The following is a 19,989-nucleotide window of genomic DNA, read 5'->3' on the forward strand; positions in this document are numbered from 1 at the left end:
CAGGAGGAATAATATGGCAGCTCTGTCCCGGCGTCAAGTGATTCTGGCGTTTGAAGAAATAAGGAACATCATCAATGGTTCGCAAGGCATTGATGATGAACTGCTGGATGAAAAAATCGAGCAGTTGTATTTTGGTATTCCCTGTCCTAATGTGTCCGATATTATTTTCTATCCCCATTATCATGGCCTCAATCCTGATGGGGGGACCATAGAGGAGATGGCTGATGCAGCGATGAGCTACAAGCCCTTCGAGATGGGTCCCGGATAGTTCCTGGCGCTGAACTGGTGGTTCCGCGGATTCTGTGGTTCAGCGGTAGTCCGGATCGGCCCTCGCCCACCGCGCTGACCGCGGTTCCGCTCTACTTCCCTTCGTCCCGGCGGCCGTATACGGGTCCAAGTGGGATGGCCAACGAAGCTACGGCCCTCCGGGGTACTGACTACGCGTGCGCGAACCCCGACTCTGCCGCTCCCGCTAGTGGTAGCGTCTGATATGTGACTCAGGTCACACCCCTTGAGCAGCTCCGGCCGACCCAGAGTCGGCCGTACCAAACCCCGCTGGCCCATCCCGTCCTCATCAGTGACCCGGGAGCTGTGATTCTCATGGCCATCGACTACCAGCCAGCGGCGTTCGAGTCGCAGGGAGCGACCTTACGGGGGCGGCTCTACCGAGCCAACGAATCCGATGACCAGCCAGCGGTGGTCATGAGCCACGGGTTCACGGCGACGATCACCATGGCCATCGACCGCTACGCCGAAGCGCTGTGCGAGGCCGGGTTCACGGTTCTCCTCTACGACCACCGCAACTTCGGCTCCAGCGACGGGGAACCGCGCCAGCAGGCCAATCCGTGGCTCCAAGCAGTCGGCTACCGGGACGCGATCGACTACCTCGAAGCCAGCAGCCTCGGGCCGTCCGGTTCGATCGCGCTGTGGGGCGACAGCCTGAGCGCTGGCGGCGCCCTGGTGGTGGCGGCCGCGGACTACCGGGTCAGCGCCGTGGTCGCCCAGGTCCCGGCCTTCGGTGAGAGCGCTGTGCCCGACGATCCCGACGGAGCGATGTTCCTGGAGATCAAGCGGCGCCTCCTGGAAGGGGACGTGCTGGCGGCTCCCGGGGATGCGGTCGGCCCGCTGCCGGTGGTGTCGGCTGACCCCCGGTCCCCGTCCTTCCTTCCGCCGATCCAGGCGTACCGCTGGTTCGTCGACTTCGGCGGCCGGTTCGGCACAGGCTGGCAGAACCAGGCCACGTTCGCCGTCCCCGCCGAGGCACCACCGTTCCACGCCGGGCTGGCGGCTCCGCAGGTAGCCTGCCCGGTCCTCTTGATCGTGGCGCCCGACGACGAGATCAATGAGGCGGACCCGGCCGTCACCCGGCAGGTGTACGACTCGCTGGTCGCACCCAAGGAGTGGGTCGACACCGATGGCGGCCACTTCGGGCTGCTGTATCCGGAGAGCCGCCTCTTCAAAGAGGCCGTGGCGGCCCAGACCGACTTTCTGCACCGCAAGCTGCAGCGATCGGCTTAGGCAGCCAAGAGGCACCTGAGGTGGCGCCGTGTACGTGCAGTACCGGACCAGATGGTGCAGGCCCGTGGTGAATCCGTATAGGTGCCAGCGCGAGCACCGGTAGGAGCTTGGGCCAACACCCTGGAACAACGGTGTCGCCCCGGGCCCCACCGTCCGAACCCCTTCCCTCTCGAGCTACCCCTCGAGCGATACCGCGTTCGCGACCGCTTCCGCCAGCTGGCCGACACCCGGCTCCTCCACGGGGATGTGTCCCGCCCCTTCGAGCATCACCAGCCGTTTGGGACCCGCCAACCGCTCATAGAACGGCAGGCTGACCTCCACGGGCGTCCACCGGTCCTCGGCGGGGTGGGCCAGGACGACCGGAACGTTCGCCTGCTCGGGTGCCACGGGCGGGGTGTACTCCAGATAACTGCGCAGGAAACCCAGCGGCATACTGTTGCCACCGCCCAGACGGTCGCGGAGCACCAGTTCGGTTAGCTCGGGGCGGTTGCTGATCGCCCGCATATTGGTCAACCAGCGCATCGGCACGGAGACCCCCGCGAGGGGTCCGGCGACCACTCGGATCAGCGGAAGCGCGAGATCACCCAGTAGGGGGTGGTGTGAGATGACTCGACGGGCCGCCGGATCACGGGGGTCCAGCAGACAGGTCGCCACGACGGCGTCGGCGGCACCGGTACGGGTGGCGGTGTCGTAGGCCAGCATTCCGCCCACGCTGGCACCGACGAGAAGCAGTGTGCCGTCGTGGGACTCGCGTTCGCGGAGGACCAGGTCAGTGGCGGCGGCGACCCAGTCGGGGTAGCGCACCGCCGCACGGCGGCGCACGATGGTGCGCCCGTAACCGGGCAGGTCGGGGACCACGCATTGCGCCCCGCGCTGGGCGAGGAGCTCGGCGTAGGGCCGCAGGAGTCCGGCGTGGCCGCCCGCGCCGTGGAGGAACACGGCACGCACCGGCGCGTCGGGTTCGCCCACCCGTTCCACGTGCACGAGCTCGTTTGCGCGGCGCCACCAGGTGGACTCGCACCGGGGCCGGGGATCCGGACGCAGGGCCACGGGCATATGGGCGGTGTAAGAATGGGTCATGCCACGATCCTCTGTGCCGTGGCCAGCCCTGACAACTCGCATTGGACGCGTCATCGATACGCCCAGGAAACTGCCCCACCAGCAGCGCTCGAGGGAGACCGTCGACGTGCTCCTGGAGGCGGCTGCTCAGGTTTTCGAGGCCGAAGGGCTGGACGCGACCACGAACCGGATCGCTGAACGGGCCGGGTATTCGGTGGGCACCCTCTACCAGTACTTCCCGAACAAGCGGGCACTGCTGTACGTCCTGGCGGAGCGGCACCTGGACGACGCCGAAGCGAGGCTGACCGCGCTGTTCGCGAGGCTGGCGGAGTCGCAGGCCGACTGGGAGCACACGGTGCGCGCGTTCGCGGAAGAGGTGGTGGTGCTGCACCAGGACCGGCCCGTGCTGCACGAGGTGATGCACGCCCACGCACCGCGCGTCCCAGAGGGTGTGCGCCGACTGCAGGAGCTGCACCGGACCGTCGCGGAAGGGCTGACCGCGCACCTGCGCAGGTGCGGGCGGGGCGGCTCGGACCCGGAGCGCACGGCCGCCTTGCTGGTGCACACCGCCGACGCGCAACTGCACGGGGTGCTGCTCGGGGAGGACGACGCTGCTGAAGCGCTCACGCGGTCCCTGTTGGCTCTGGCCTGAGCAGCGCAGCAACGTCAGGCCGTATCCACAAGAGGCTGGCCGCTAGCCTGACCTGGTGGACATCCGTGGCGCTATCGAGACTCGTCGCCAGATCGCCCAAAGAGGGCTCGACCCCGCAACTCAAGAAGCCTTCGGGCAGCACTTCACGCCCTCTGTCACGGGTGACCTCCTGACCGGGATGCTGCGTCTGGATGCTGTGAGCGGGACGGTTCGTGTTCTCGACCCGGGGGCGGGGACGGGTTCCCTCACCGCTGCTGTGGTTCACCGGTTGCGTACTGAGCGGCCTGAACTCCCAGTCCACGTCACCGCGGTCGAGGTAGACCCGGACCTGGCGCCGCACCTGGCTGAGTCCCTGGCTGAATGTGAGCGGTACGGGCAAGTGGAGACGGAGCTGGTTCAGGGAGACTTCCTCACCTCCAGCGACTCCCGGATGCGCGGACCGTTCGACCTGGTGATTGCCAATCCGCCGTACGGCAAACTCGCCCGGAAAAGCGAGGAACGCAAGAGCAGTGCTCGCCGGTCCGTGGATACCCCGAACCGCTATGCCGCGTTCTGGGCCGACAGTGTGAAAGCCCTGGCAGATGGCGGGCAAGCGGTAGTCATCGTGCCCCGGTCCTGGGCCAACGGCGTCTACTTCACGTCCTTTCGCCAGTGGCTGCTCGCACAGGTCAGCCTTGACAGCCTGTTGGTTTTCGAGAATCGCTCTAGTGTATTTGCAGATTCGGGGGTACGGCAGGAGAATGTCGTTGTTGCCGTAACCAAGGGGGCTCAGGGCTCTGCCGTCACCATGTGCAACACTCTTGGTTCCGGATATGAGATCAATCGGCGTTCTGTCCCCTTTGAGGCCGTGGTCCTCCCGGAAGACCGGTACGCGTTTGTGAGGTTCACTGACGGTGAGGTTGTCGTGCCGGCCGCGGCCTCCTGTGCCTTGTCCGATCTCGGCATCACGGCGTCAACGGGAAAAGTTGTGGATTTTCGCTGTCGTGAGTTTCTGGATCCATATCCTTCATCGGATGCTGTTCCCATGATCTACCCGGCGAATATTCGAGCGGGCACGGTGAACCACCAGCTGCCCGTGAGGGGTAAGCCACAGTGGTTTCGCACCGGTGCAGCGGTATCTGACAAGCTCACGGTTCCGGCTGGAACGTATGTGCTGATCAAGCGATTTTCCGCCAAGGAAGAAAAGCACAGGGTCGCAGCAGGGGTCTGGAGCAGCGATGTACCTACTGCTTTCGACAACAAGACCAATTATCTTCATGTCGGCGGGCAGGGTATAGACTCGAATCTGGCGTTCGGACTCGTGCTGTGGTTGAACTCAACCATTCTTGACCAGGTGTTCCGTACCTTCAGCGGGCATACTCAAGTGAACGCTACAGATCTGCGCATGCTACCGTTTCCTCCTGTTGAAACGTTGATTCGACTTGCTCACCTGGCTCCTGCCCGTTTTCCAGGGCAAGATGACCTGGACCGCCTGGTCAGCAAAGTCATGAGCGAGGTTTGATTCCTGTGGCTGGCGCGAATCTGGAAACCGTGTCGGAACGGGACGAACCCGGGCCCCCGCCGCCGACTCAGTCGGCCTTGATGCCCTCGAAGATGCGGGAGAAGCTCTCGGCCCCGTGGCCCTCGACGATCTGGCTGTCGATCAGGGCCTTGACCGGGGCCACCACGTCCACGCTGACACCGGACTCGCGGCTGGTGCGCGCGATGGCGTCGAGCGCGGAGCGGTTGAAGTCCAGGCTCTGTACGTCGGTCGTGTAGTCCCCGCTGTCGAGGAACTGGGCGTGGTAGTCGAAGGCCGCCGTCATCGCGGTGAGCCACGGCTTGGCCCGCTGGGCGAACTCCGAAGCCGGGATCCCCGCGGTCCGGGCCATGGCCGCTCCGTGGTGGAAGCCCGCGAACATCACGTACATCCCTGCCAGGAGCGCGAAGTCCAACTGCGACGCGGTGCCGGGGTCCTCGCCCAGGTACTCGGACGTCCCCAGCACCTCGAGGGCTGTGCGGTGGTCGTCGAAGACGGCTTGCGTCCCGCTGTACAGGAAGCTCGCCGGGGCCGTGCCCACCATGTCCGGGGTGGCCATGATGCCGCCGTCCAGGTAGTGCACCCCCTGCTTCCCGGCCCAGGCGGCCAGTTCCCGCGCCTCCTCGGCCGTGGTGCTGGTCAGATTGACCACCGTGTGCCCGCGGAGCTGGTCGGCGATCGGGTCGAGGACGTCGTGGACGGAGTTGTGCTCGAGCAGGCAGAGCACGGTGAGACCCCCGGCTGCCAGGGCGTCCCCGGCGCTAGAGGCCCCGTGGGCGCCGGCGGCCACGAGTTCGGTGTCCTTGCCGGACGTGCGGTTCCAGACGGTGGTGGGGTGCCCGGCACGCAGGAAGGCGTCGGCCAGGGCCCGGCCCATGGCGCCGAGCCCGAGAACGGAGACCGGGGCGGGTGCGTGCTGCGTCATGGTTCTGATTCCCCCTGTGCGCGAAAAAGGGTGTGGTTTCCGCGCGAGCGTGGTGGTCGAAGACGCTCCCGATACTCGTTCTGGTGCTCACCATTCCACAAGTACCTACTAATTTGTGGAATACTTACCTTTAGGTGTGTATCGAGGTGAGGGAGGGTTTCCGTGAGCCGGACCGGGCCGTATTTCTGCGGGATCGACGCCGCGATGGACGTGGTCAGCGGAAAGTGGAAGGTACTGATCCTGTGGGAGCTGGAGAACAGCGGGACGCGCCGCTTCGGTGAGCTCAGGCGCGGCCTTCCGGGCATTTCGGAGAAGATGCTGATCCAGCACCTGCGCGAGCTGGCCGAGGACGGCATCGTCCACCGCGAGGTCTACCGGGAGGTGCCGCCCCGGGTCGAGTACTCCCTCACCGAGCAGGGCGTCTCGCTGAACAATGCGCTCGAGAGCCTGGGGGAGTGGGGCCGCGAGCGCATCGCGCTGATCGGCGCGGAGAAGGTCTCCCACGACACCGCCGGGTGACCCCGCGCCGCCACGGGTGGAGACAGCACAGGCACGAAGCACGAGCACGAAGGCGGGGCGGGGTCTGTGGCAACCCCGCCCCGCGCCCCGGTGACCGGGGGAGACGGTGCCGGACCCTGCCTGGACCGGCACCGCCACCCTTGACCAGTACCCCCGGCCAGGGTTTTCTCCGAGGCCTGTTCCGCCCCGGCCTGAATCAGCTCCCCTTCGGAGCCTCCAGGTCGTACAGCTCGGCCAGCGCCTCGTAGGAGTACATGCGGGCCTTCTTGTCGTAGATCATCGACGAGATCATCAGCTCGTCCACCCCGGTATCGGCGATGAACTGGTCGATCTTCGGCTTGACCGTTTCCGGCGAACCCACGAAGGAGTAGCGCAGCATCATGTCCAGCTGCTGCTTCTCCCCGGGGCGCCACATGGTGTCGAGCGAACCCTTCTCCATCGGCGGCTGGAGCAGGCCGCGCGAATTGCGCAGGGTGCCGAGGAACGCCTGCTGCATGGAGGTGAACAGGCTCTCCGCCTCGGCATCGGTGTCGGCGATGAAGACGTTGATCCCGGCCATCGCGTACGGCTTCGACGCCTGCTCCGACGGGGCGAAGTCCTCCCGGTATGCGGCAAGAGCATCGTAGAGGGCGTTCGGCGCGAAGTGCGAGGCGAAGGCGTACGGCAGGCCCAGGTGCGCGGCGAGCTGGGCGCCGAACAGGCTGGAGCCGAGGATCCACAGCGGGACCCGCAGACCCTCGCCGGGCACGGCGCGGACCGGCTGGCCGGGTGCGGCGGGCTCGAAGAAGGCCTGGAGCTCCTGGACGTCCTGCGGGAACGTGGAGGAGGAGCTGGCGTCGCGGCGCAGCGCCCGCATGGTGCGCGGGTCGGTGCCGGGCGCGCGGCCCAGGCCCAGGTCGATCCGTCCCGGGAAGAGCGACTCCAGGGTGCCGAACTGCTCGGCGATCACCAGCGGGGAGTGGTTGGGCAGCATCACGCCGCCCGAACCGACGCGGATGGTGGACGTGCCCTCGGCGATGAAGCCGAGCGAGACCGAGGTGGCGGCGCTGGCGATCGCCCGCATGTTGTGGTGCTCGGAGAGCCAGAAGCGGTTGTAGCCCCAGCGCTCCAGGTTCTGGGCGAGCTCGCGGGCGTCGCGGATGGCCTCGCCGGGGTTGGAACCCTCGACGATGCTGGCGTGGTCCAGCACCGACAGCGCCGGTGCGGGCTTCACGGATCCGGTGGTGCCTGCGGGTGTTCCAGCTGTTTCCGACATCTCAGTTACCCCTACTGACCTCGAATATTCGATGATCGACGAACATCGAACATTGACGGTACACTCGCCGCTGAACGCACACCAAATCCCGTCCGGGCGTCGGCGCTTCGGCGCGGCGGACGACGGTGGCCGGTGGAGGAGTGGGTGAGTCCCCGGGCGGGGGCTCGCAGCGGCTGCATGGCAGCGGAAGTGGAGGTCGGGACGTGGTTCCCAAGGGGGTGGCGAAGGGTTACGAGCATCCGGCCCTGTCCGAAGTGGAACTGGTCACGGTGCTGTCCGCGCTCGCCGAACCCACCCGGCTCCGGATCGTGTGCATGCTCGCCGAACTCGGTGGTGAGCGGGCGTGGAAGGACATCGAGCTGCCCATCGCGCAGTCGACCCTCAGCCACCACCTGAAGATCCTGCGCAACGCCGGAGTCGTGCAGAACCGCACCGAGGGCACGCGCTGCTACCTCTCGCTCCGCGACCAGGAGCTCGAAGGCCGGTTCCCCGGGCTGCTGGAGACCGTGCTGAGCTGCCGGGACCCGCATTAGAGGGTTCCCGCGCCCGATCCGCGTCATATCTCGACTCACACCAAGCGCAACGAAGCCCAACCCGACCTAGTTCCCGGTGCCGGGTCGGGCTTCGCGGTGAGTTCTGTGTGGGGGTTGGCGAGGGGGCGAGAGGGTGGGGTGTGCGGTGCGGAAGGGGCCCGTGAGGAGGGTCAGGCCCGCGCGCTACCGAGGAAGCTCGACCACTCGGCGGAGGGGAAGGGCAGGAACCCGGCGTCGGGATGCTTCGAGTCCCGGATCGCAGCCCCCTGGGGGAGGGAGCCGATCTCGACGCAGTTCTGGTCTTGGCCGCTGTAGCTGCTCTTGCGGAAGTCAGTGGGGATGGGGGCAACCTCGACGCAGTCGACGCCCTGACCGCTGTAGCTGCTCTTTCGGAAGTTCAACTCGATCTGTCTCATTGGGTGCTCTCCAGAATCTTGATCCGTTCGGCGATGTACTCAGCGGACTCTGCCGCGCTGATCGCCGATCCTTGAACGTCCCCGAAGACAGCTCCGTACCGCTCGACCTGGTGAGGTTCCTCAAGGTAAAGGGCATCGATCAGGGTCTCCACACAGACGATGGTGGGGTCCAGGGGGTTGGGGAAGTCGAGGATGGTGAAGGGGGCAGTGATCCCTGCATGCGCTCCCTTGTTGAAGGGGAGCACTTGTACATCGATATGCGGCATCTGGGCCATGTGCAGCAGGCATCTGAGTTGCTGGACCATTACGTCGGGGCCACCGATCATGCGGTGAAAGGCTGCCTCGTCGATGACGGCGCGCAAGTAGACAGGGTCGAACTTCGTCAGGATTTCCCTGCGGCCCATGCGAGCATCTGCCCTGCGCTGAACCTCGTTCGGGTCGGTGAACCTCCCGCCTTGGAAGAGGGCGAGTGCGTAGTCGGGTGTCTGGAGTAGTCCAGGGATGACCTGGGTCTGGTGAGTTTTCAGGTTGGATGCCTCGGCTTCGAAGTCCGGGAGGGACTCGTTCTCGAAGACGTCCTTGTACTTGGTCCACCAGCCCCGGATTTTCGCATCGCGGGCAAGTTGATGCAGGACTTCGCGTTTGTCCTGATCTTCAACTTGATATAGATCGAGCATTTTGTCCAGATCTTCCGTTTTCACGGACTGGAGCTCGGCATTCTCAATCAGGCTGAGCTTGGCCGATGACCATCGCAGCTCCTTGGCGGCTCCACGGCTGGTGAGCTGGGCTTTTTCGCGTGCGCGGCGCAGTTCTGCGGACAGTCGGCGGCGGCGAATTGTGGGGCTATGGGGGTGTTGCTGCACGGCCATCAGTCTACTCCGGAAAAAATCATGTCGGTTAACCAGAACCGCTTGACGATCTTAACGGTTAACTTCACTATGGAGATGTAGCCGGACGCAGTGAGTCACCGAGGGTTCCTGCTGGTCAGGCTATGACTTGCCCGTTCCGTGCGTCGCGTGAATCGTGAATCTTCCAACGGGCGTTCGCTTCACCCCTTTCACCTGTGCCTTCGCTCAGTCATGCCAAGGAGTGTGTTCGCTATGTCCATGAACGTCCAGTTCCCGCCCCTGGGGAACGCCACGGTTCCGCTGATCAGCTTCATCCGACCGCACCACCGGCACTACTTCTCCGGGCGGCCCGAGCGGCCCAAGTACCGGGTGCGCAAGTACGACTTCCCGGGGATCGTGCACGCGATGCCGCTGGTCCGGGCCTACCTGGACACCTGTGCGGCCGAGTACCCCGCCGACTTCCGCTACCTCTTCACCCTCCTGGGCAGCGAGCTCGCGAACAACGCGATCCGGCACAGCCTCTCCAGTCAGCCCGGGGCCACCTACTCCCTGCGTACCGAGCGGCACGCGGACGGGCTCCGGCTGATCTGCCGGGACCGGGGCAACGGCGACCGTGACCCCGCGCCGCTCCAGGTGTCGGGCTGCGCCTTCGATCTGGAGGCGGAGTCCGGCCGCGGGCTGGCGATCGTCGACGCCTACTCCCAGGCGTGGGGCGAGCGGGCCCGGTACGCCTCGCGGGACGTCTGGTTCTACCTGGGGGCCAGGTCGCCGGCGGTCGCGGAAACCGTCCGGGGCTGAGCACAGAAAAAACCCCGGCCCGGTGCAACTCGCGCGAGTAACACCGGGCCGGGGTCTCCAGAGGACGGGCGACGACCCGGACACAGCCCCCTACCGCAGGCCGCCGCCCGTCCGCCCCCCTTTGAGAAGCGGGGCTCCCGTGATCCCCCAGATCCCCTCTTCTCTACCTCTCCCCAGCATGCCAGCGCGAAGGGAGAGGCCAGGAGGAACTCGGAAGCCCCTGGATGGTCGAGCAGTGTATTCACGTGCTGGAAAGAACGTGAATTCCCCCGAATTAAACACTGCCCGGCCGACTGGGAGTGGGTTTCATCGGAAAATCCCCCCTATTGTAAACCGAATTTCCGATCGAAGCGCAACTCCCGATCGCCCCACCAACCCTCGTGTGACTAACGTGAGAAAGCGGGACCTGCAGATGTACTCTATCGCTTCACGGGACCATTCTGTACCGCTGTCCGGGGATGAGGGGGGAAGTGGCGCGAACCCCCCGACGGCACCCCAAAGCGGACGAATGCATGGAACGACATGCACATCCTGCGGACACCGCAGTTGCCGCAGGCTTCGGGCCCAAAGCCTGCGCCGACTCGGTGGCCGACGCTCTGAGTATGCCCGAGAACACCACCGGTCCGCAGCCGTTCAGCGCCAATTCCCGAAGTTGATTGTCTGGTTCGGCGAGGAGACGCACTCGTACTGGGTCATGAGCTCCGCAGGATTGTTCGAAGCGAAGGATCTGGACCACCTTTTGTTGGTGGTTTGGACCCTTAGGTGACCGCTTGGCCGCTGTCGGACGGGCGGCGGCCCGGGGGAACGCGGGTTGGCTGGCCAGGTGCGGCCACGGTCCGCGAGGGGGTCAAGGGGCGGCGAAAACCCGCTGAGCTGCGTAGCCAAAATTCCGTGGGCGGCCCCAAACCCGTTCGCGGCGTTGGCTGCCGCCGACCGGGCCGGAGCGGAACATCACCGGTTGTCTCATTTCTCGGGATGAGGTCTGGCCAAATGGCCGACCCCGGCGCACGATGATGCAACAGCGTGCTCCGGCAGCCGAAAGCGATCCCCCATGGCTTCGACCTCCGCTACCCCTCCCCGGCACAGCTCCCACCGCACGTCCACCCGCTCCAGAACGGCGATCCCGGACGGATCGGTGACTACACGCTCATCGGCCGACTGGGCAGCGGCGGCATGGGCACCGTGTACGCGGGGGTCTCCGCCGAACTGGGGCGGGTGGCGGTGAAGGTCGCCCACCCGGCGCCCGGCGACCAGAGCCAGAGCGCAGGCTCCGGCGGCTCGGAGAGCAGAGCCAACACCCGGTTCAAGCGCGAGATCGAGCTCATGCGACGGGTGCAAGGGGTTGCCGCCGACCTGTCCGCGATCCCGGAGGAGATTCGCGGCCTCGTCCGGCGGTCACTGGCAACGCGTGCCGCAGACCGGCCGGAGGCGGTCAGCGCCTACGAGGACTGCGTTCGGGCCCTGGGGGAGGAGCCTGGGGAACCGGGCAGACAGCGAGAACTGCGGGAACTGCTCGGGGAGCGCTGGCCGAGCATCGACATCGGCTGGGACCGGCCCTCGCGGTGGCTGGGTGCGGCGGCGGCCGTCGCGGCCTCCGGCTCCGCCCCGGTGCACGACCCCGGCGGGTCCGGTGCGGACCTCGGCGGGACCGGGGCGGCACGGGTGGCCGAGGGTCTCGCGGGTTCGGGTGCCGGTGGTTCCGGTACGGGCGCGGTCGCGGGCAGCGGTGCGGGTACGGGCGGCACCGGCGGTGCTTCGATGGCCACGGGCGGTACCGGCGCCGTGGGGGCCGCGGGAGCCGGGGCCAAGATGACCAGCATGATCGTGGGCGGCTGCCTGGGCGTGGCCGTGGTGGCCGGGGGCGGGTATCTCGCCCTGGACCGGTTGGGCGGTGACGAGGAAGAGGTCCAAGTCGCCGCCGAACCCGAGGAGGAGCCGGAGGAACCGGACCCGCTGACCGCACCCGAACTCCTGGAGGCCGCGCAGGAGAGCGTCATGGAGGCCGACGACTACGAACTGCTCATGTACTCCTTCGGGACGGAGAGCCCGGAGCCGCGGCAGGAAGCACCGGCCGACCCGGACGCCCCCTACACCTTCGACTACGCTCACGTCCTGGCCGGACCGGGCGAGCCGGCGTACCGGGCGTCGCACATGAACTGGTTGGGCGGCAGCACGGTCACGATGTCCGTGGACGGCGAACTCGTCTACGAGACTCCGGACGGCGGTTGGGTTGGGGCCGCTCCGGGCGACAGGACGAACCCTGACGCGCACGCCACGGAACACATCTTCGAAGTCTTCTTCGGGATACTCGATGCCGGGCAGAACACCGACGAGGACGAGTCGGACTTCGTGCCCATCCCGGCCCCCGAGGCAGAGTTCGAGCATCCCGAGGCGGATCCCGTCGATACGGCTGTGCGGATCGACGGGGAGATCACCCACGAAGGTCTGGAGGGAGAGGTCACCACGGCGTACACGCTCGTGACCACACCCGAGGGCGTGCCGCTCAGCTTCTCCTGGGCCTTGTCGCAGACGAACTACGACGAGTGGCAGAGGCCTTGGCCCATGGGCAACCCGACGACCGCTATGTGGGGGGATTTCCATAGGGACCAGCCGTACACGTACACGGAGTACACCTTCGTGAGTGTGGACGAGGGGGTTGAGTTGGAGGTCCCGGAGCCCGACGAGATCGCCGCCTGGGACGATTAGGGCGCTCCGTGAAGTGCGGGTTGCCAGTGGCACGGACTTTCCTCCGGTGGTGGGGTGACGGGTTCTTGCGCAAAGGCTCAGGGAAGATCAGGCCGTGCTGTGAGTAGGGATGATCCGATCTTTGGTGTCTGGGTGGAGTAAGCCCTGTGCCGCGGGGAGAACGCGGTGGTTGGCGAGGATCGCGTTGAATGCCCCCTAGCTCCTCGGGGGCAATGGCCGAGTCAGGCCAGGCGGGGGATTCTGTTCCACCCCGATTGGTGTTAAGTTTTATACGGGCCGCCCTAGTAGGTGGTTCGCGGGGAACGGTTCCATTCGTTCCCCTCCATCCGCGATCCATTCGTTACGGCGCCCGCACAAATCCGGCATAAGCTGTGCCGGAATGGCCGGAAAGCCGAAGCGGAACGACGGGGCAGAAAAGGGCCACTGGGGAGGGCCCGTTTTCTGCTGGTTCCGTGGCCCCGGCGATCCGGTGAGGTGCCCTGGTCCGGGTCGGGGTGTCCATGAGGGGAGACACCCGGTCCCTGGGGTGTGCGGCGGAGTGAGGTCACGCCCTCCGTCGCACACCGAATCATCACCCCTGGACGCGCCCGGACTCCGCACCCGACCCCTCCCGTCAGCACGGGGTTCCCGTCCGAGCACTGCCGGTGAGCGAAACCGGGCGGGGATGTCCGGACCGGAGAGCGGCGCGCAATCTGACTGAAGCAGCCTGATTGAAGCAGCCTGACTGAAATGGCCGGTTCCGGGCAGGATTACGGGTTGGGATTCAGCCATGGGACCGGGTAGTCCGTAGCACAATGTGCCTTTGGCACGCATCACACCATGCGGGGCCGCCCGAGAGAGCGAGGGGCGCGCCCATCCCCCGGCTTGGAGAGGTCACACGTGAAGATCGGCGACGAACTCGGCGGATACGAGCTCCTGGAAGTCATCGGCAGGGGAGGGTTCGGGACGGTCTACCTGGGGCGCGGCGCCGACGGTGCGCTCGGCGCGGTCAAGGTGCTGCACCACCACTACGCCGACAGCCCCCAGTTCCGGGCGCGGTTCCGGGCCGAGGTCGAGAACAGCATGAAGGTCTCCGAGTTCTGCATCGCACGGGTCCTCGACGCCGACCCCGAAGGCAGCCCGCCCTGGGTGGTGACCGAGTACGTCGAGGGCCCGACCCTGCGGCAGACCGTGCAGGATCCCGGGCCCGACGGCGGACCCCGGTCCGAGGGCGACCTCTACCGGACCGCGGTCTCCACGGCGACGGCGCTCACCGCCATCCACGCCTCGGGAGTGGTGCACCGCGACTTCACGCCCTCCAACATCATGGTCACCCCCGACGGCATCCGGGTGATCGACTTCGGGATCGCCCGCGCCCTGGAGAACAGCCCCGCGTCCGCGAGCGCGCTGCTCGGCACCCCCAAGTACATGGCGCCCGAACAGTTCCTCGGCACCCAGGTCAGCCCCGCCATCGACGTGTTCGCGTGGGGCTCGGTGATCGCCTTCGCCGGTACCGGCCGCGACGCCTTCGCGGGGGAGAACCTCGCGGTGACCCTGCGGAAGGTTCTGTTCGAGAAGCCGGACCTGAGCGGGCTGCCCGACAGCCTCGGGGCGATCGTGCGCTGGTGCCTGTACAAGGACCCGGAGGTGCGGCCGAGCGCGAACCAGCTCCTGGCTTCGCTGCTCGGGGTCGAGGAACCGGGTCATGAGGGAGCGGTGCGGGGGATCTCCGGCCAGGGCATCGCCGGTCAGGGGATCTCCGGCGACTCCGGGACCGTGGACGGGTTGGACGGCCTGGGCGGCACCGTTATTACGGCGAGTACCGGTGGCCCTGACGGCACGGGAGCCGGTCCCTACGGCACGTGGCCGGACGGGGCCGACGCCAAGACGGACCTGCTGGCGATGGGGGTGCGGGTCGGGCAGGGCAGCGGCCCCATCGACCTGTCCGGCCTGCCCACGTTCGCCCACACGCCGACCGACCGGGACGAGCTCTTCCTGATCGGCGGTGAGTCCTACTCCAATGCCAACGCGCTCGCCAAGGGGATCCAGCGCGACTGGGAGAAGGCGCACGCCCTCCTGCGGAACGCGCCCCTGCGCCAGGACCTGCTGCGCTGGCTGCCGGAGGAAGAGGAGCAGGCGCGGCGGATCGTGGAGCAGCTGCCCGAGGACTGGGGCGGCGCGGACGTGCAGGCGGCCCAGCTCATCGCGGAACTCCGGCCGGAGCTCCCGCCGCTCTTCCGCGACCTCGACCTGTCGTGGGGTGCGCTCTTCGGTACCCGCGCCGGGCGGGCCTGGCCGTACCGGGGCAAGGAGCACCAGCGGCTCGTCCACCTGGTGACCAAGCGGAATCTGCTGGAGCCGTTCAGCCGACACGACTGCGTCCAGAGCGACCACGACTGCCGCCCGGGGCAGGGCTGCGGACACTACATGCGGGTCGCCCGCCAGACCGCGGTGATGTTCGAGTACCTGCGCAAGTGCGAGGCATGGCTGGGGCAGATCGGCCGGGACCTCGGCATCGTGCCCAGCGAGATCTCTCCGGACACCAAGGGGGACATGGTGCACACCCTCGCCACCCATGCCCTGGCAGGGGCGGGGGAGCGGACCGACACGGAAGCGGCGGCGGAGCGCGCCGACTGGGCGGCCGAAGGGGTCGCAGAGGACCGGGTGCGGGAGCAGGTGCGCAGGGTCGTCCTGGACGCCGGGGAGCCCTGGCCGGCCGCGGTCGCCGTCCGCGCCTACGCGGGCGACTTCCGGGAGCTCGCCGTGCGGTTGGCCGAACTCGACCGGTACGTGGACGACCAGCCGGAGACCGAGCAGGTGGAGGCCGAACGCGAGCGGCTCAGCAAGAAGCTGGAGCAGTTGGAGCAGCGCGACCCCAAGCTGCTGGCGTGGACGGCCTACGGGGTCGCCGGGCTGCTGGCGGTCCTGGCGGTCGTCTTCGGGGTCCTCTACTGGGACGACCTGGCGCTGCTCACGGTGGTGCTGGGGGTCGCGGGGGTGCTGTTCGGCGGGATCGGTGTGGCCCTGGTCCGCGACCACGAGCGCAGCCTGAGGCTCGCGCGCCAGCGCTTGGCGGAGCTCCCCGAGGAGCGCGAGGCACCGACCGGGGGTTCGACGGGCGACCTGGGCCCGGAGGAGACGGTGGAGCGGGTCGGCAGCCAGCTCTCGGACTTTCCAGGGTGATTGCCGACCGCCGTTGCGTCGTGATTCTGAGCCGAAGGGGCCGCGAGAGCCTAGTGAACGGTGGCGATGGATTCAGCTGCGGTCCGGATGCCGGGGTCGGTGGTCGTCGCTGACGCTTGGGGATACCGGTTCTCGGCGTCCCCATCGGCTCGTCATGGCGACGGCGACCAAGGCGAGCAGAGTGCCGACCCATGACCCCGCGCTGTTGACGAGCAAGTCCCCGGTGTCCGCCATCCTGTCCGCGGCCAACGCCCACTGGGTGGTTTCGACGGTCAGCGACAGAACCGGACCGAAGAAGATCCGGGCGGACCAAGAGCTGAAAGCGAAGAATGCCGCGATCCCGACCGGCACGAACAACAGGGCGTTGAGGGCCCGCTCCTGAAGAGCCAGCCCGTAGCTGTGGCCCCACGGCCCCTCGTCCTCTACCTGAGCGGCGAGGTCTTCCTGTAGTTCAAGTTCCTCCTCGACCAACGCTTTGGTGACCGGTGAATGGACTACCTCGCCTGCTGCCCGATCAGGTAATGATGAGCTCCGCACGGTCCAGGCTCATTCTTCCGGTAACCGCCCCTTCAGATTTAATGGAGATGGTCGAAGTATCGGTGGCCGGGTGATTACGCATCTCGGGGAACCAAAAACGGTCTCGGTCAACGATGACAAGGCGGTTATCGATAGTCCCGACAGTGGCGAAGGCCTTTTCCGGGGGCGCGAAGGAAGCAAGTCCCCGGCTATTGAGTTCACCGACAGCGGCTGCGACATCGGCGACCCCGATACCGACCTCTGCTATGCCCAAGGGTGCTGGTGGCCCCCCGATGCCTCCGTGTCCGCGGTGGCTTTCATGGGCGATGTACTCCAGGATCAGCCCTTCAGGAGCGTTGAAATAGACCGAGCGGCTGTCCAACGACGCGGAGTAGACCACGCTTGAGCCGTTGGAAGGTGATATATCCACCCGGTCGGCCAGGAATGCGTGGGCCTGATCGAAGTCCTCAGGGGCGATCGAGAAGGCCAGGTGATGGGCGCCCGCGAACTGGGGCCGCTGTTCGTAGCGCACGGTGCCGGTACCGACCTGCACTTCGACGGTGGTGTTGCTGATCCGGTCCACCGGTAGCAGCAGTGTGTCTCGGTGGAAACGCTCCAGTGCGTCCATATCGGTTGTCCCGACAGTGACGTGGGTCAGCAGCATGCCTTCTCCTTGCCTGGTTGTATCTATCGCGACCGTGGTTCTTGCGCGCTGTGATCGAATATGCCGCGGGTTCCTGGTGGGTTCCCGGCGGGTTACCGTGCGAATTTCATCCTGGTCTTGGACGGTTCAATGAGAATGCTTTCGATCTCAGTGGTGCAGGCGTGTTTGTGCCGGTGGGGAGTTTTCGATGTCGGGGTGAGATTTTGGTGATTCTTTCCGGCGTGGCGGCCGGTGTGAGATGAGTTCTACGGATCTGTCTCCATGTTTATCTCATGCACTCACTATCGGTTCTTACTCTTCGTTCCTGTGCTGGTCCGGAGGGGTTGACTTCACCGTAGAACCTCAACTCTAGTTGAGGTCAACAGTGGATTCCTGGCCGAAAGGAACAGCGGATGACTGGGATGCCACGGTGGGATTTGAGTGGCCTCTGTTGGCTGGGGTTCCCTCCTTTCCCGCCGCCCGATTGTGGCCGTCTCCGCTGCGCGCCTCAAGGTCGTCGCCGTCGAAGCGCTGGCGCGCTATCGCAGGCGCTCCACCTTGACCCGCTCCGCTGCGACGGCGGGTTGGCGGCTATCGGGAAAGGGGGACGCGTGGTCGAGGTCCGAGCGGGACCAACACGGCCTTCGGCCGAACCCCTCGGGCTTCGCCCGACCCCTCGGCCTGGGGGCCGATGCCTGCCCCTGCGCCGGAGCGTTGACGCCTGGCGGTGTCACGGCCGGTCAATCTGAGCTGCGAAAGCCGAACCTCGAACCCCGAACAGCGCGGCCTGCGGCCGGGTGGGCCCCTGCGCCGGAGCACACCGGTTGAGGGTGTCGCGGCCGGTCACTGTGGGCAGCGCGAAACACCGGAGCGGTCTCGAGTGGTACCGGTGTGTGGTGAACCCCCCAGTTGGAGTCAAAAACGAGGGTGACCGTGACTCCAGGAAGGGGGTTGGGCTGGCTCCGGGTCCCCGCCCGGGTCCTCCCCCTTGTTGCTGCGGTTGCGGTGGGAGGGACGACCCTGCCAGATGGAGGCCTCCGGGTTGGTCTCCCTCCGGTACTTGAGCCGGTTGTGGTCCGAGCACAGCGGCTGAATGTTGTCCGCACTGGTGGACCCACCGGCCGAGAAGCTCTGCTTGTGGTCGGCCTCCGACCCACTGGCCGGGAAGTTGCAGCCCTGGTACCAGGCACAGGTGGTGTGACCGAACATCCCCGCATCCCGCAGAGCACCCGTGGCATCGCGCTGGGTACGGCCCACGTCCAGCACCCGGTCACCCTTGGGGGAGGTGATCATCCGGCGCAGCACACTGTTGGGGGCCAGGGCACGGATCGCGGCCATGGAGACCACCTGCCCATCCTGCGTCACCGCCGGACCCGCACCCTCGGTCTGGTTCTGGAGGCCGAGGAAGGTGGGCAGGGGCACCATGATGTTGATCATCGCCACCGCAGCACGCTTGCGACCCTGACCGCCCTTGCCGCGCTTGCCGTCCCCGCCCCGGGCACCCTCAGCGCCCTCGCTGGAGTCGGTGGGGCCGGTGGGGTTGGTCGCGGACCGGACCAGGTTCATGAACGCGTCATACATCCGCTCCGAGGACGACACGTGCAGCCTCTCGGGGTCATACTCCGACTCGTGGGCCTTAAGCACACACCTAAGCTCCTCGGCGTGCTCACCCGGACCCCAGGCCTCGAACAGGTGAGTGCCATCAAAGGTCCGCACCAAACGCGCACCACGGGCGTCGAAGGCGGCCTGGTACTGCTCCTCCACCACCGCCGGGTTGTACTGGGCCAGCAGCTCCCTACCCAGCCGGGCGATGTCGGAGCTCGACATCGCCGGCTCCCTGGCCTTGGAAGCCAAAATCCCGGCCTCCACCATCCGCCGGAAGAGGCCAGCATCCGGGTAGCGGCCAGTGTTGCGCGCCCCCACCGCCTTATCAGCGGCCTTGCACACCGCCACCGCCTCCCCGATCGACAACAACCCGGAGTCCAGGCCTTCGCGGGTGGCGGGCAACTCCTGGGCAAAGAGCCTGCGGGCCAGCTCGGCGCGCCCGTTGGCCTCAACGGGGGCCATCCCCACCGAGTGGATCAGCCAGTTCTGCACCGACCGCTGCCCACCCGCCTCCAACAGGGTCCCGGCCGCCTCCAGCTGCGCCAGACGCAGCAGCATCGCAAGCTGGGCCCGGTCGAAGTCCTCGAACACCTGAGAAATCACATCCAGGACCTGGCCAGCCGCACCGGTCGGGGGCACCTCCGCCATCTCCACGGTGATCTTTCCCCGGGCAGCACCCATGGCGGCCACGGCGGGGGTGTTTCCCGCCGCATTCCCGCACTGCCCGAAAGAAGAAGTCATACCACCAGGATATCAAAAAAGGAACAGAAAGGACCCATCCCGGAGGTGATAACACCCTTACCAGGCCACCCAGACCCGCCTTTCCCATTCCCCGGAAAGAAGCCACCAGAAAAGGAGCCCCCATCCCTCGTGTGCATTCTTAGACAAAGCGGACAAATGTGTTCCAGCATGGGAATGATCTTGCTCCTGTCGCCATTCTCGACGGCCGAGGGTGGAGACAGGAGCAAGATCATCGGGGTTTTCGCCGCGAACATTGACCGGCCGCGACACCCGCAACCGGTCGACTCCGGCGCAGGGACCCACCCGGCCGAAGGCCGCGCTGTTCGGGGTTCGCATGGGTGATTGACCGGCCGCGACACCGCCAGGCGTCAACGCTCCGGCGCAGGGGCAGGCATCGGCCGCCAGGCCGACGCAGTTATCGGGCGGAGCCCGAGATTTTCCCGCTCAGACCTCGACCACCCTTCCCCCTTTCCCGATAGCCGCCAACCCGCCGTCGTAGCGGAGCGGGTCAAGGTGGAGCGCCGTTGACGCGCGAAGCGCTCGATGGCGACGACCTTGAGGCGCGCAGCGGAGA

At 66.7% G+C, this 19,989-nt stretch carries 17 protein-coding genes; 9 read left to right on the forward strand and 8 right to left on the reverse strand.

Annotated elements, in window-relative coordinates:
* Positions 1-13 precede the first annotated feature (13 nt).
* Together ACYVD1_RS23440 and ACYVD1_RS23445 are read left to right on the forward strand one after the other, a co-directional pair.
* A complete protein-coding gene (locus ACYVD1_RS23440; RefSeq protein WP_460776639.1) occupies positions 14-268 on the forward strand; it encodes a hypothetical protein in 255 nt (84 codons plus the stop codon).
* Between the two features lie 224 nt (positions 269-492).
* Positions 493-1,518: an alpha/beta hydrolase gene (locus ACYVD1_RS23445; protein ID WP_460776640.1), complete on the forward strand. Its 1,026-nt coding sequence runs from the start codon at positions 493-495 to the stop codon at positions 1,516-1,518.
* Between the two features lie 174 nt (positions 1,519-1,692).
* Here the strand turns inward: ACYVD1_RS23445 and ACYVD1_RS23450 are convergent, their stop codons facing one another.
* Entirely contained in the window at positions 1,693-2,598 is a 906-nt protein-coding gene (locus tag ACYVD1_RS23450) for an alpha/beta hydrolase (protein WP_460776641.1), read from the reverse strand.
* Between ACYVD1_RS23450 and ACYVD1_RS23455 the strand changes: the two genes are divergently transcribed.
* Complete coding sequence (locus tag ACYVD1_RS23455; RefSeq protein WP_460776642.1) at positions 2,597-3,229, forward strand: TetR/AcrR family transcriptional regulator; 633 nt, start codon at positions 2,597-2,599, stop codon at positions 3,227-3,229. The two genes, ACYVD1_RS23450 and ACYVD1_RS23455, sit on opposite strands and share 2 nt — an antisense overlap.
* 55 nt (positions 3,230-3,284) lie before the next feature.
* Positions 3,285-4,730 carry an Eco57I restriction-modification methylase domain-containing protein gene (locus ACYVD1_RS23460; RefSeq protein ID WP_460776643.1) on the forward strand — a complete coding sequence of 482 codons (1,446 nt, stop codon included), beginning with the start codon at positions 3,285-3,287 and terminating at the stop codon, positions 4,728-4,730.
* A gap of 67 nt (positions 4,731-4,797) precedes the next feature.
* Here ACYVD1_RS23460 and ACYVD1_RS23465 read toward each other — a convergent pair whose 3' ends face one another.
* Positions 4,798-5,673 carry an NAD(P)-dependent oxidoreductase gene (locus tag ACYVD1_RS23465; protein ID WP_460776644.1) on the reverse strand — a complete coding sequence of 292 codons (876 nt, stop codon included), beginning with the start codon at positions 5,671-5,673 and terminating at the stop codon, positions 4,798-4,800.
* A 204-nt stretch (positions 5,674-5,877) separates the two neighbouring features.
* Here ACYVD1_RS23465 and ACYVD1_RS23470 point away from each other — a divergent pair, with 204 nt between their 5' ends.
* Positions 5,878-6,192 (forward strand): winged helix-turn-helix transcriptional regulator, encoded by a 315-nt coding sequence (locus tag ACYVD1_RS23470; protein ID WP_460776655.1) that lies wholly within the window; start codon positions 5,878-5,880, stop codon positions 6,190-6,192.
* Between the two features lie 196 nt (positions 6,193-6,388).
* On the opposite strand, the gene ACYVD1_RS23475 is transcribed toward ACYVD1_RS23470, so the two are convergent.
* Positions 6,389-7,447, reverse strand: a complete 1,059-nt coding sequence (locus tag ACYVD1_RS23475; protein ID WP_460776645.1) for an LLM class flavin-dependent oxidoreductase — start codon at positions 7,445-7,447, stop codon at positions 6,389-6,391.
* Positions 7,448-7,701: 254 nt separating this feature from the next.
* Here ACYVD1_RS23475 and ACYVD1_RS23480 point away from each other — a divergent pair, with 254 nt between their 5' ends.
* Positions 7,702-7,980 carry an ArsR/SmtB family transcription factor gene (locus tag ACYVD1_RS23480; RefSeq protein WP_460763784.1) on the forward strand — a complete coding sequence of 93 codons (279 nt, stop codon included), beginning with the start codon at positions 7,702-7,704 and terminating at the stop codon, positions 7,978-7,980.
* 170 nt (positions 7,981-8,150) lie between these two features.
* Here the strand turns inward: ACYVD1_RS23480 and ACYVD1_RS23485 are convergent, their stop codons facing one another.
* Entirely contained in the window at positions 8,151-8,396 is a 246-nt protein-coding gene (locus ACYVD1_RS23485) for a DUF397 domain-containing protein (protein ID WP_460776646.1), read from the reverse strand.
* Positions 8,393-9,265 carry a helix-turn-helix domain-containing protein gene (locus ACYVD1_RS23490; RefSeq protein ID WP_460776647.1) on the reverse strand — a complete coding sequence of 291 codons (873 nt, stop codon included), beginning with the start codon at positions 9,263-9,265 and terminating at the stop codon, positions 8,393-8,395. Before ACYVD1_RS23490 ends, ACYVD1_RS23485 begins: the two co-directional genes overlap by 4 nt.
* Before the next feature lie 231 nt (positions 9,266-9,496).
* On the opposite strand from ACYVD1_RS23490, the gene ACYVD1_RS23495 reads away from it, so the two are divergent.
* From ACYVD1_RS23495 to ACYVD1_RS23505, 3 genes are all read left to right on the forward strand, one after another.
* Entirely contained in the window at positions 9,497-10,042 is a 546-nt protein-coding gene (locus tag ACYVD1_RS23495) for an ATP-binding protein (protein WP_460776648.1), read from the forward strand.
* Positions 10,043-11,065: 1,023 nt separating this feature from the next.
* The gene (locus ACYVD1_RS23500) at positions 11,066-12,748 is read left to right on the forward strand and encodes a hypothetical protein (protein WP_460776649.1); all 1,683 of its coding nucleotides are present in this window, start codon (positions 11,066-11,068) and stop codon (positions 12,746-12,748) included.
* 879 nt (positions 12,749-13,627) lie between these two features.
* Positions 13,628-15,910 (forward strand): serine/threonine-protein kinase, encoded by a 2,283-nt coding sequence (locus ACYVD1_RS23505; RefSeq protein WP_460776650.1) that lies wholly within the window; start codon positions 13,628-13,630, stop codon positions 15,908-15,910.
* Positions 15,911-15,982: 72 nt separating this feature from the next.
* Here the strand turns inward: ACYVD1_RS23505 and ACYVD1_RS23510 are convergent, their stop codons facing one another.
* The 3 genes from ACYVD1_RS23510 to ACYVD1_RS23520 form a co-directional block, all read right to left on the reverse strand.
* Positions 15,983-16,381, reverse strand: coding sequence for a VanZ family protein (locus ACYVD1_RS23510; protein WP_460776651.1), 399 nt, complete (start codon positions 16,379-16,381; stop codon positions 15,983-15,985).
* 43 nt (positions 16,382-16,424) lie between these two features.
* Positions 16,425-17,090, reverse strand: coding sequence for a VOC family protein (locus tag ACYVD1_RS23515; RefSeq protein WP_460776652.1), 666 nt, complete (start codon positions 17,088-17,090; stop codon positions 16,425-16,427).
* A gap of 894 nt (positions 17,091-17,984) precedes the next feature.
* A complete protein-coding gene (locus ACYVD1_RS23520) occupies positions 17,985-19,415 on the reverse strand; it encodes an HNH endonuclease signature motif containing protein (RefSeq protein ID WP_460776653.1) in 1,431 nt (476 codons plus the stop codon).
* Positions 19,416-19,989: the final 574 nt, after the last annotated feature.

The organism is Nocardiopsis nanhaiensis, assembly GCF_054778635.1.